The sequence below is a fragment of the Streptomyces katrae genome (genome assembly GCF_002028425.1).
Classification (GTDB): domain Bacteria; phylum Actinomycetota; class Actinomycetes; order Streptomycetales; family Streptomycetaceae; genus Streptomyces; species Streptomyces katrae_A.
The window spans coordinates 2628845-2640296 of record NZ_CP020042.1 but is presented as its reverse complement, the minus strand read 5'-3'; the positions used below and the strand labels follow the sequence as shown (position 1 = coordinate 2640296).

Annotated in this window: 9 protein-coding genes; 5 read left to right on the top strand and 4 right to left on the bottom strand. The window is 74.2% G+C overall.

Going from position 1 to position 11452, the window contains the following annotated elements:
• Positions 1 to 12 precede the first annotated feature (12 nt).
• Complete coding sequence (locus B4U46_RS11905; protein WP_079426763.1) at positions 13 to 468, top strand: gamma-glutamylcyclotransferase family protein; 456 nt, start codon at positions 13 to 15, stop codon at positions 466 to 468.
• Positions 469 to 480: 12 nt separating this feature from the next.
• On the opposite strand, the gene dnaG is transcribed toward B4U46_RS11905, so the two are convergent.
• The 4 genes from dnaG to B4U46_RS11885 all read right to left on the bottom strand — a co-directional run bounded on the left by dnaG (position 481) and on the right by B4U46_RS11885 (position 5872).
• Positions 481 to 2385 (bottom strand): DNA primase, encoded by a 1905-nt coding sequence (gene dnaG / locus B4U46_RS11900; RefSeq protein WP_079426761.1) that lies wholly within the window; start codon positions 2383 to 2385, stop codon positions 481 to 483.
• A 34-nt stretch (positions 2386 to 2419) separates the two neighbouring features.
• Positions 2420 to 3694, bottom strand: coding sequence for an NAD(P)/FAD-dependent oxidoreductase (locus B4U46_RS11895; protein ID WP_079426759.1), 1275 nt, complete (start codon positions 3692 to 3694; stop codon positions 2420 to 2422).
• Positions 3695 to 3787: 93 nt separating this feature from the next.
• Positions 3788 to 5104, bottom strand: a complete 1317-nt coding sequence (locus tag B4U46_RS11890) for a deoxyguanosinetriphosphate triphosphohydrolase (RefSeq protein WP_079426757.1) — start codon at positions 5102 to 5104, stop codon at positions 3788 to 3790.
• Positions 5105 to 5161: 57 nt separating this feature from the next.
• Complete coding sequence (locus tag B4U46_RS11885) at positions 5162 to 5872, bottom strand: sirohydrochlorin chelatase (protein WP_079426755.1); 711 nt, start codon at positions 5870 to 5872, stop codon at positions 5162 to 5164.
• Between the two features lie 329 nt (positions 5873 to 6201).
• Between B4U46_RS11885 and B4U46_RS11880 the strand changes: the two genes are divergently transcribed.
• The 4 genes from B4U46_RS11880 to B4U46_RS11865 all read left to right on the top strand — a co-directional run bounded on the left by B4U46_RS11880 (position 6202) and on the right by B4U46_RS11865 (position 11440).
• Positions 6202 to 6873, top strand: coding sequence for a SanA/YdcF family protein (locus B4U46_RS11880; protein WP_079426753.1), 672 nt, complete (start codon positions 6202 to 6204; stop codon positions 6871 to 6873).
• A gap of 369 nt (positions 6874 to 7242) precedes the next feature.
• Positions 7243 to 9324 carry a molybdopterin oxidoreductase family protein gene (locus tag B4U46_RS11875; RefSeq protein WP_079426751.1) on the top strand — a complete coding sequence of 694 codons (2082 nt, stop codon included), beginning with the start codon at positions 7243 to 7245 and terminating at the stop codon, positions 9322 to 9324.
• A gap of 95 nt (positions 9325 to 9419) precedes the next feature.
• A complete protein-coding gene (locus B4U46_RS11870; protein ID WP_079426749.1) occupies positions 9420 to 10094 on the top strand; it encodes a DUF6445 family protein in 675 nt (224 codons plus the stop codon).
• A gap of 206 nt (positions 10095 to 10300) precedes the next feature.
• Positions 10301 to 11440, top strand: coding sequence for an RNA polymerase sigma factor (locus B4U46_RS11865; RefSeq protein WP_398898887.1), 1140 nt, complete (start codon positions 10301 to 10303; stop codon positions 11438 to 11440).
• Positions 11441 to 11452: the final 12 nt, after the last annotated feature.

Here is an 11452-nt window from a genome sequence, read left to right as displayed (position 1 = left end):
AAGGAGGGGCTCGTGACATCGGTCGACCGGCCGGGATCCGGCGGCGTCCTGCCGCTCTTCGTCTACGGGACGCTGCGGCCCGGCGAGGCCAACCACCGGCTGTTCCTGCGCGGCCGCACCGCCGCCGAGGAGCCGGCCCGGCTGCCGGGGGCGGTGCTGTACGAGGGGCCCGGCTATCCGTACGCGGTGGAGCGGGCCGGCTCGGTGATAGCCGGTGAGCTGATCACCCCGGCGGCGGACGCGTACGCGGAGCTGCTGGGAGCGCTCGACCTGCTGGAGGAGTACGTGGGGCCGGGCAGCCCGCGGAACCTCTACGACCGGGTCGCGCGCGAGGCCCTCCGGCCCGATGGCACCCGGGTCCTGGCGTGGGTGTACCTGGCGGCCGCGCCGCTGGCCCTCCGGCTCGCGCGGTCGGGGACCGAGATCCGGTCGGGGGACTGGCTCGAACGCCGGCGGAGCTCTGAATAGCCCCGCCGCCCGCTACAGACCCTCCGCGCCCCGGTTGCGCAGGCGTTGGCCGTACTGCTGGAGGACCCACAGTTCCTGCTGGACCGCCGCATGCTGTTCCGGCGGGGCCTGCGGGCCGAGGCGGGCCATCTGGCCCTGGATCTCGTGGACCCGGCGGTCCACCGCCCGCAGGCGGACCTGCACCAGCTGGACCCCCGCGTAGACCTCGTCCACCGTCTTCGCGTGGATGGCCTCCACCGCCAGCTCCGTCACCAGCGCGCGCACCGTGTCGTTCGGGGCCGCCTCCCGCACCCGGGCCAGGTAGTCCTCCGTGCCCTGGGCGGCGCCGCCCGCGTCCTGGATGGCCTGGCGGACCGCCGCGTAGGGCGGGGCCGTGAACTCGTCCGACCCGTACGCGTCGAAGGCGGGGGAGACCAGGGCCGGGCGCTGGAGCGCCAGCTTGAGCAGCTCCCGCTCCGTCCGGTGCGCCGGGCTGCGCAGGTTCAGGGCCGGGCCGCCCGGCTGCGCCGGGGCCGGTGCGGCGGCCGGGGCCTCCTCGTAGCGGCGGGCGGGCTGCCGCCGGTCCGGCTGCTGGCCGCGCTCGCGCGCCCAGCGGGCCTGCTGCGCGACCCGCTTGACGACGAACTGCTCGTCGCGGATGCCCAGCATGCCCGCCAGCTGCACCGCCGACTCGTGCTGGATCGCGATGTTCTTGATCCCGGCCACGACGGGAGCGGCCTCGTCCAGGGCGGCCGCCCGTCCCGCCGGGTTCTCCAGGTTGTGCCGGGACACGATGTGGCGCAGCGCGAACTCGAACAGCGGAGTGCGGGACTCCACCAGCCCGGAGACGGCCGCGTCGCCCTGCGCGAGGCGCAGGTCGCAGGGGTCCATCCCGCCCGGGGTGATCGCGATCGAGGTCTCCGCCGCGAACTTCTGGTCGTCCTCGAAGGCCCGCAGCGCCGCCTTCTGCCCGGCCGCGTCACCGTCGAAGGTGAAGATCACCTCGGCGGTCGCGTTGTCCATCAGCAGCCGGCGCAGGATCTTGATGTGCTCCCCGCCGAAGGCCGTGCCACAGGTGGCGATGGCGGTGGTGACCCCGGCCAGGTGGCAGGCCATCACATCGGTGTAGCCCTCGACGACCACGGCCCGGGAGGTCTTCGCGATCTCCTTCTTCGCCAGGTCGATCCCGTAGAGGACCTGGGACTTCTTGTAGATCGGCGTCTCGGGGGTGTTCAGGTACTTCGGGCCGTTGTCGTCCTCGCGCAGCTTGCGCGCTCCGAAGCCGACCACCTCGCCGCTGATGTCCCGGATCGGCCACATCAGCCGGCCGCGGAAGCGGTCGATCGGCTTGCCGCTGCGGCTGTCCTGGGCCAGGCCCGAGAGGATCAGCTCCTTGTCGCTGAAGCCACGCCCGCGCAGGAACCGGGTCAGGTGGTCCCAGCCGGCCGGGCTGTAGCCCACCCCGAAGTGCTCGGCCGCCGCCTGGTCGAAGCCGCGCTCCGCCAGGAAGCGCCGGGCGATCTCGGCCTCGGCGCCGCCGAGCTGGTCGGCGTAGAAGAGGGCGGCGGCCTTGTGCGCCTCGACCAGGCGGATCCGCTCCCCGCGGCCGCTGGTGCCGGCGGTGTAGCCGCCCTCCTCGTAGCGCAGGGTGATGCCGGCCTGGCCGGCCAGCCGCTCGACCGCCTCCGAGAACGAGAGGTGGTCGATCTTCATGATGAAGTCGAGGGTGTCCCCGCCGGCCTGGCAGCCGAAGCAGTGGTAGAGCCCCTTGCTCGGGCTGACCTGGAAGGACGGGGACTTCTCGTCGTGGAAGGGGCACAGGCCCTTGAGGTTGCCGCCGCCCGCGTTGCGCAGCTGGAGGTACTCGGAGACCACGGCGTCGATCGGGACCGCGTCCCGTACCGCCTTCACGTCGTCGTCGTTGATCCGTCCTGCCACCCGAGAATTCTACGGTGGGACGGCGGCAAACCCGTCAGGCCCCCTGGGCCGGGACCAGGGAGTCAAGCGGAACGGAAGGGTCCGCCAGCTTCTCGCGGTCCACCGGCGCCTTCGACCGGATCAGGTTCTGGATGTGCTCGGTGACGTCCCACACGTTCACGTTCATCCCCGCCAGCACCCGGCCGCCGGAGAGCCAGAACGCGATGAACTCGCGCTTGCCCGCGTCTCCGCGCACCAGCACCTGGTCGTAGCTGCCCGCCGGGGCGTACCCCGAGTACTCCAGGCCCACGTCGTACTGGTCGGAGAAGAAGTACGGCACCCGCTCGTACGAGACCTCCTGCCCCAGCATCGCACGCGCGGCGGCCGGGCCCCCGTTGAGGGCGTTGGCCCAGTGCTCCACCCGCACCCGGGTGCCCAGCCCCGGGTGCTGGGCGGCGGCCACGTCGCCGACGGCGAAGACGTCCGGGTCGGAGGTGCGCAGCGAGGCGTCCACGGCGATGCCGCCGCCGTGCTCCCGGTCCACCAGGGCCAGCCCGGAGGTCTCCGCGAGCGCGGTGCGCGGCGCCGCGCCGATCGCGGCGAGCACGGCGTGCGCCGGGTGCTCCTCGCCGTCGTCGGTGCGGGCGGCCAGCACCATCCCGTCCTGGCCGACGATCTCCGTCAGCATGGCCCCGAAGTGGAAGCGCACCCCGTGCCCGGTGTGCAGGTCCGCGAAGAACTGGCCGATCTCCGGTCCGAGCACCGCGTGCAGCGGGGTGGGCAGCGGTTCGACCACGGTCACCTCGGCGCCGTAGGTGCGGGCCGCGGCCGCCACCTCCAGGCCGATCCAGCCCGCGCCGGCGATCAGCAGGTGGCCGTTGTCGCGGCCCAGGGAGGTCAGCGCCTTGCGCAGCAGGTCGGCGTGGGCGAGCCGGCGCAGGTGGTGCACCCCGGCCAGGCCGGTGCCCGGGATGTCCAGGCGGCGCGGCTCGGCGCCGGTCGCCAGCAGCAGCTTGTCGTAGTGCAGCAGGGTGCCGTCACCCAGCCGGACCGTCTTCGCCCCGCGGTCCAGGTGCACCGCGGGCTGCCCCAGGTGCAGCTCGATGTCGGCGCCCGCATACCAGGACGGCTCGTGCACGAAGACGCTGTCGCGTTCCTCCTTGCCCAGCAGGTAGCCCTTGGACAGCGGGGGCCGTTCGTAGGGATGGTCGCGCTCGTCGCCGATCAGGATCACGCGGCCGGTGAACCCCTCCGACCTCAGCGTTTCGGCGGCCTTCGCCCCGGCCAGCCCCGCGCCGACGATGATGAACGTCTGGTGTGCGTCGACCACCTGATGCCTCCTCATAACCTCTCCGCCATGTGCGGCCACATGCGAGCGTCCCGCACCGAGCCTGCCCCGTGAAGGGGGAATGGCCCGATCGGCTCACCCCTCGGCGCGCCGTCCGCGCCGGGTGAGGCGTGCGTGCAGGGACCGGGCCGAAGCATCGGTGAGGCACGCGATCTGGTCGATGACCGCCCGCTTGCGGGCCTTGTCGTCCGGCGCCGCGTCGAAGATCGCCCGGAACTGGGGGTCGAGTCCCTCGGGCGCGCGGGCGCTGAGCGCCTCGGCGAGTTCGGCCAGGACGATGCGCTGGTCGGCCCGCAGCCGCTCCTGCTCGTCGCGCTGCATCACGTACAGGTCGGCGACCGCCTTCAGGACGGCGCACTCGTTGCGCGCCCGGCGCGGGACCACCAGCTCCGCCGCGTACCGGGTCAGCGGGCCGCCGCCGTACGCCTCACGGGTGGCGGTCTCGGCGGCCAGGCAGAACCGGCCGATCAGCTGGCTGGTGGCGTCCTTGAGCCGGGCCTGCGCCACGGCCGAGCCGTCGTACCCGTGCGGCCACCACTCCTCCTCCATCAGCCGGTCCAGCGCCTCGCGCAGTTCCTCCGGCTCGGTGTCGGCGGGCACGTACCGGCCGATGGCGACCCGCCAGATCGCGGCCCGTTCCGGTTCGGCGAACAGCAGGTTGGGGTCGAGGTGCCCGGCGTGCAGCCCGTCCTCGAAGTCGTGGACCGAGTAGGCGACGTCGTCCGACCAGTCCATCACCTGGGCCTCGAAGCACTTGCGGTCGGCGGGCGCGCCGCGCCGCAGCCAGGCGAAGACCGGCAGGTCGTCCTCGTAGGCGCCGAACTTCACCGAGTCGGGGTCGGTGGGGTGCCCGCCGCGCGCCCAGGGGTACTTGGTGGCGGCGTCCAGACAGGCCCGGGTCAGATTGAGTCCGACGCTCACCGGCTCGCCCGTCGCCGGACCGGGCACGAACCGCTTGGGCTCCAGCCGGGTCAGCAGGCGCAGCGACTGGGCGTTGCCCTCGAAGCCGCCGCAGTCCTTGGCGAACTCGTTGAGCGCCTCCTCGCCGTTGTGCCCGAACGGCGGGTGCCCCATGTCGTGCGACAGGCAGGCCGCCTCGACCAGGTCGGGATCGCAGCCGAGGGCCGCGCCGAGCTCCCGGCCGACCTGCGCGCACTCCAGGGAGTGCGTCAGCCGGGTACGGGGGCTCGCGTCCCAGTCGTACGAGCGGGTGCCCGGGGTGACCACCTGGGTCTTCCCGGCGAGGCGGCGCAGCGCGGCCGAATGCAGCACCCGGGCGCGGTCGCGCTGGAAGGCGGTCCGCCCGGGCCTCTTGTCGGGCTCGGCGGCCCACCGCTCGGTGGCGGCGGGGTCGTAGGAGTCGTACGCGGGGTTCTGCGCGGTGCCTTCCATATATCAGACGGTAACCGGAGACACCGACAATCCGAGCAATCCGGTCCCGTCCGGTCTTCAGGCAGTGGCCGGTTCCCGCTGGTGCGCGGGGCGGGCCAGGGCCTGGTCGTAACGGTGGAGGACCAGCCGGGCCAGGGCCGGGTGGGCGCCCAGGGGTGCGGCGGCCGGGCCCGGTGCGGCGGCGGCGCTCGCGGCGGCGAAGCGGCCGGGGGCGGTGAAGTACGAGGCCACCGCCACCCGGTGGCCCCGCGCCACGAGCGCCCGTACGGCGTCCGGGACGGCCGGCGCGGCCGCCGAGGCGTACGCCGGGGTCACGGGCACCCCGTCGAGGCGTTCCGAGAGCAGCGCGGCCGTGCGGCGGGAGTCGGCGGCGCAGTCGGGGTCGAGGGAACCGGCGGAGGCCAGGACCACGGCGGTGCCGGGCTGCCAGCCGGCCTGCAGGAGCCTTTCGGCCAGGGCCTCCACCAGCAGCGGGTGCGGCCCGAGCGGGGCCGCGACCCGTATCCGCAGGTGCCCGGCGCGGGCTGCGGCGGCGGGGAGGTCACGCTTGACGTGGGTCCCGCGCCCGAGCAGCAGCGGTACGAGGACGACCGCACCGGTGGCGTCCGCGAGGGTGTCGGCGAGCAGCGGCCGGTTCAGCTCGATGTGCCCGAGCCGGACGTCGAGGCGCGGGCGGAGCTCGCGGACCCGTTCGAGGAGGGCGAGGACGGTGAGCGCGGCACGTGGGTCGCGGCTGCCGTGGGCCACGGCGACGAGGGTGGGGTGCATGAGGGGGCTCCGTGGGGCCGGGCGCGCGGGGGGCGCACTCCGCTCAGCTGGGCGCCGAGCTGGTGGGTGATCCGGGTCAGCAGCTCGGCCGCGCCGCCGAAGGGGAGGGAGGGGGAGGGCGAGGGGGAGGACTGGCTTTCGGGAGGGTGCACCGGCTCCGTCATGGACCGATCCTGCGGGCCGCAGATTGCGTGGGCGTTGCGCGGCGGTGACGGGTGTTCGCCGGGTGCTCACAGCTGGGCCGGGGAACCGTTCCGGCGGTCCCGGCCGTCCTGACCCCGTAGGAGCCGCCGGGGGCGGCACCACCACGACCACCAGGGGGAATCGCCATGCGCCGACCGCGCCTCGGCACCGTACGGGCCCGGCGGCGGGCGGTGCAGGCCGTGATGGCCCTGTGCGTGCTGGCCCTGCTGCCCTCCACCTGGACCCACGCCACCGCCGCAGGCCGGCTGCGCACCACCGCGCAGGCGCCCGCGGCCGGGGTGGCCGTCGTCTTCGGGGCCGGGCTGTGGGACGGCCGGCCCACCCCGTACCTCGCGGCCCGCCTGGACGCGGCCGTCGAGCTGTACCGGGCGGGGAAGGTGAAGGCCGTCCTGGTCACCGGGGACAACAGCCGCACCGAGTACGACGAGCCCGACGCGATGCGCGCCTACCTCACCCGGCACGGGGTGCCCGACGGGCGGATCGTCAGCGACTTCGCCGGCTTCGACACCTGGGACAGCTGCGTACGGGCCCGGGAGATCTTCGGCGTGCGCCGGGCGGTGCTCGTCAGCCAGAGCTTCCACATCCACCGGGCCGTCACGCTGTGCCGGGCCGCGGGCGTGGACTCCTACGGGGTCGGTGTCGACAACGCGCACGACGCCACCTGGTACTACGGCGGCGCCCGCGAGGTCTTCGCGGCCGGCAAGGCCGCCGTCGACGCCGTCTTCGAGCCGCCGCCGCACTTCCTCGGCCCGAAGGAGGAAGGGGTGTCGCGGGCCCTGGGGGCTCTGGCAGACTGACGCCGCGATCCGGCTGGACGGCTGGCCTGACGGTGAAGCACCGGACGGGCCAGTAGCCGGGCCCGGGGTACGGGTGCCGCTGCGCGGAGCCGTCTCCCCGCCGCGCCCCTTCCCCGTTTCCGCCTCAAACGCCGGCGGGGCTGATTCCAGCCCCGCCGGCGTTTGAGGCGCGGGGTCCGGGGCGGAGCCCCTGGGGCACCTCCCAGCGGTAGCTGGGGGAGAGACGGCGAAAGGGCGGGGCGGGGAGAGCACCCTCCAGCCCCGGCCGCGGGGTCTCACCGGCGCCGTCCGCCCGCGCTGAGCCCCCGCACCCCCGGCCGTAACGCGGCCGGGCGCCCGCCGTAACACCCCGCCCGCACCCTGACCCGTATGCACAGCACCCAGGGAGTCACCGCCACCCACTGCCCGTACTGCGCCCTCCAGTGCGGCATGAACCTCCGCCCCCAGCCGGACGGCGACGGCGGCGTCACGGTCGAGGAGCGGGCCGACTTCCCGGTCAACCGCGGAGCCCTCTGCGGCAAGGGCCGCACCGCCCCCGCCGTGCTCTCCTCCCGGGTGCGCCTCACCGAGCCGCTGGTCCGCACCCGCCCCGGCGGCCCCCTCGTGCCGGCCACCTGGGACCAGGCCCTCGACACCGTGGCCGCCGGCCTCGCCCGCACCCGCCGCACGCACGGCCCCGACGCCGTCGGCGTCTTCGGCGGCGGCGGGCTCACCAACGAAAAGGCCTACGCCCTCGGCAAGTTCGCCCGCATCGCCCTCGGCACCTCCCAGATCGACTACAACGGCCGCTTCTGCATGTCCTCGGCCGCCGCCGCCCACCAGCGCGCCTTCGGCCTGGACCGCGGACTGCCCTTCCCCCTGGAGGACATCCCGCGCACCGGCTGCGTGATCCTCGTCGGCTCCAACCCGGCCGAGACCATGCCCCCCGCCCTGCGCTACCTCACCGAACTCAAGGAGGCCGGCGGCACCCTCGTCGTCGTCGACCCCCGCCGCACCCGCACCGCCGAACTGGCCGACCTCCACCTGGCCCCCCGCCCCGGCACCGACCTCGCCCTGGCCCTCGGCCTGCTGCACCTCGTCGTCGCCGAGGGCCGCACCGACACGGAGTTCATCGCCGCCCGCACCACCGGCTGGGAGGACGCCCGGGCCGCCGCCATGGCCCACTGGCCCGAGCTCGTCGAGCGGATCACCGGCGTCCCGGTCCCCCGCCTGCGCCGGGCCGTCGAGCTGTTCTGCGCCCCCGAATCCGCCATGGTGCTCACCGCCCGCGGCCCCGAACAGCAGGCCAAGGGCACCGACACCGTCGGCGCGTGGATCAACCTGTGCCTGGCCACCGGACGGGCCGGCCGCCCCCTCTCCGGCTACGGCTGCCTCACCGGCCAGGGCAACGGCCAGGGCGGCCGCGAGCACGGCCAGAAGGCCGACCAGCTCCCCGGCTACCGCAAGCTGACCGACCCCGCCGCCCGGGAACACGTCGCCCGGGTCTGGGGCGTCGACCCCGAGACCCTGCCCGGCCCCGGCCGCAGCGCGTACGAACTCCTCGACGCCCTCGGCGGCGACGTCAAGGCCCTCCTGCTCATGGGCTCCAACCCCCTCGTCTCCGCACCCGGCGCCGCCCACGTCGAGGAACGCGTGCGCTCCCTGGACTTCCTCGCCGTCGCCGACGTGGTCCTCTCCGAGACCGCCGCCCTCGCCGACGTGGTCCTGCCCGTCACCCAGTGGGCCGAGGAGAGCGGCACCACCACCAACCTGGAAGGCCGCGTCCTGCTGCGCCGCCGGGCGCTCACCCCGCCGCCCGGCGTCCGCAGCGACCTGGAGGTCCTGCACGGGCTCGCCGCCCGCCTCGGCCTGGAGAAGGCCTTCCCCACCGACCCCGAGGAGGTCTTCGCGGAACTGCGCCGAGCCTCCGAGGGCGGCCCCGCCGACTACTCCGGCATCACCTACGACCGCATCGCCGCCGAACAGGGCGTCTTCTGGCCCTGCCCCGAAGGCTCCCCGGGCACGCCCCGGCTCTTCCTGGACCGGTTCGCCACCGAGGACGGCCGGGCCCGCTTCGCCCCCGTAGCCCACCGCGAGGCCGCCGAGACCCCCGACGCCGAGTACCCGCTGCTGCTCACCACCGGCCGGGTCGTCGCCCAGTACCAGTCCGGGGCACAGACCCGCCGCGTGCCCGAGCTCAACGAGGCCGCCCCCGGCCCGTTCGTGGAGCTCCACCCCCGCCTCGCCGCCCGCCTCGGGGTGGCCGACGGCGCCCCGCTGGCCGTCACCTCGCGGCGCGGACGGGCGGTGGCCCCGGCCCGGATCACCGACGCCATCAGGGCGGACACCGTGTTCATGCCCTTCCACTGGTACGGGGAGGGCCGCGCCAACACCCTCACCAACCCCGCCCTGGACCCCGTCTCCCGGATGCCGGAGTTCAAGGTCTGCGCGGTCCGCGTGGAGCTCGCCTGACCACCTCCCCGGCGGACCATCTCTTGCCGCCTCTTGCCGCACTCTTGGGGCCCGCTTTGGGGAGCCTCACAGCTCCCCCAACTAGCGTTCCGCGCATGTCACCTCGACCCTCGAACACCCTCCCCGTGCTGCCCTACCGCAAGCCCACCCGCGGCCGCGACTACTGGGTGCTGGACGACGTACTGCCCGACGCCGACGCCGTACGGGAACGCTGCCTCGCCAAGGGCGACTGGGTCCAGGGCGCCCCGCACAAGCCCGAGCCCTGGCCCGGGCTGCGCGCCATGCCCGCCCTGGAACCGGCCGAACTCGCCCACGTGGAGAAGCTGGTGCGGCAGGCCACCGGGGCGAAGCGGATCTGGGCCGAGGACCCCGCCGGAGCCGGCACCTTCAACCACAACTGCGTCCAGGTCGTCGGCGAGGGGGAGTGCGAGTCCCGCCCGCACACCGACTCCCGCACCGTGTGCCGCTACGCCGCCGTGCTCTACCTGACCCCCGGCATCCCCAAGGACTGCGGCACCAGCTTCTACCGCCAGAGCCTCCCCGGCGGGGTCCTCGGCGGCAACCAGGTCCTCGCCCCGCACAACAACCTCGTCGACGCCCTCGGCACCCGCTTCGTCCCCGAGGACTCCTTCACCGAGGACCTCCGCGTCCCCCACCGCTACAACCGCCTCCTGCTCTACTCCGCCAACCTGATCCACAGCGCCACCGGGTACTGGGGCACCACCCTGGAGGACAAGCGGATGACGGCCGTCTTCTTCTGGATGGCCTGACGGGACGCCCTGCACGGGCCCGGCACGGGCGGCCCCCGATCGTCTCGGACATGAGTCCGATCCGCATCGGGGTTGCCGCCGGGGGGTAACCATCCGGTCACGCAGCGGGCTCAGAAAGTGCCCGCACGCCCCTCGTGGCAGCGATGTGCCGTACCCCACACTGAGGTGCGGTGCCACCGTCCTCGGAGCCCCTGGAGGTCGCCCCCGTGCAGACCCGGACCCTGACCGTGAACGTGAGCCACCCCGCCGGCAGCTCCTTCCACGCCGGTGAAGTCGCAACCGCAGAGGCCGAGGCCGAGGCCGTGGACGAGACCGCAGACGCCGCCGCACGCGAAGCCGCCGAGCGCGACGGGGACGAAGAACCCGAGGTGTTCGAACTCATCGAGCAGCCGCCCCCGCAGCCCGGCCGCGGCCCCGCCGGCCCGGCCGCGGGCGGCCCCTCCGCCGACCTCTTCCGCCAGTACCTGCGCGAGATAGGCAGGATCCCGCTCCTCACCGCCGCCGAGGAGGTCGAACTCGCCCGGCGCGTGGAAGCGGGACTCTTCGCCGAGGAGCGGCTCGCGGGCGCCACCGACCTCGACTCCCAGCTCGCCGTCGACCTCGACAAACTCGTCGTCATGGGCCGCATGGCCAAACGCCGGCTCATCGAGTCCAACCTGCGCCTCGTCGTCTCCGTCGCCAAACGCTACGTGGGCCGCGGCCTGACCATGCTCGACCTCGTCCAGGAGGGCAACCTCGGACTGATCCGGGCCGTCGAGAAGTTCGACTACGCCCGTGGCTACAAGTTCTCCACCTACGCCACCTGGTGGATCCGCCAGGCGATGTCACGGGCCCTCGCCGACCAGGCCCGTACCATCCGCGTCCCCGTCCACGTCGTCGAGCTCATCAACCGCGTCGTCCGCGTCCAGCGCCGCATGCTCCAGGAACGCGGCTACGAACCCACCGCCGAAGAGGTCGCCCTCCACCTGGAACTGACCCCCGAACGCGTCCTGGAAGTGCTGCGCCTCGCCCAGGAACCGGTCTCCCTGCACGCCCCCGTCGGCGAGGAGGAGGACGTCGCGCTCGGCGACCTCATCGAGGACGGCGACGCCGCCTCCCCCATGGAGTCCGCCGCCTTCTTCCTGCTGCGCGAACACCTCGAGGCCGTCCTGTCGACCCTCGGCGAACGCGAACGCAAGGTCGTCCAGCTGCGCTACGGGCTCGCCGACGGCCGCCCCCGCACCCTGGAGGAGATCGGCCGGATCTTCGGCGTCACCCGGGAGCGGATCCGCCAGATCGAGTCCAAGACCCTCGCCAAGCTCCGCGACCACGCCTTCGCGGACCAGCTGCGCGGCTACCTCGACTGACCGCCCCGCGAA

Excerpts from the sequence above, each read along its gene's own strand:
- B4U46_RS11890 (WP_079426757.1), bottom strand. The coding sequence starts at position 5,104 with ATGGAAGGCACCGCGCAGAACCCCGCGTACGACTCCTACGACCCCGCC.
- B4U46_RS11885 (WP_079426755.1), bottom strand. The coding sequence starts at position 5,872 with ATGCACCCCACCCTCGTCGCCGTGGCCCACGGCAGCCGCGACCCACGT.
- B4U46_RS11880 (WP_079426753.1), top strand. The coding sequence starts at position 6,202 with ATGCGCCGACCGCGCCTCGGCACCGTACGGGCCCGGCGGCGGGCGGTG.
- B4U46_RS11875 (WP_079426751.1), top strand. The coding sequence starts at position 7,243 with ATGCACAGCACCCAGGGAGTCACCGCCACCCACTGCCCGTACTGCGCC.
- B4U46_RS11870 (WP_079426749.1), top strand. The coding sequence starts at position 9,420 with ATGTCACCTCGACCCTCGAACACCCTCCCCGTGCTGCCCTACCGCAAG.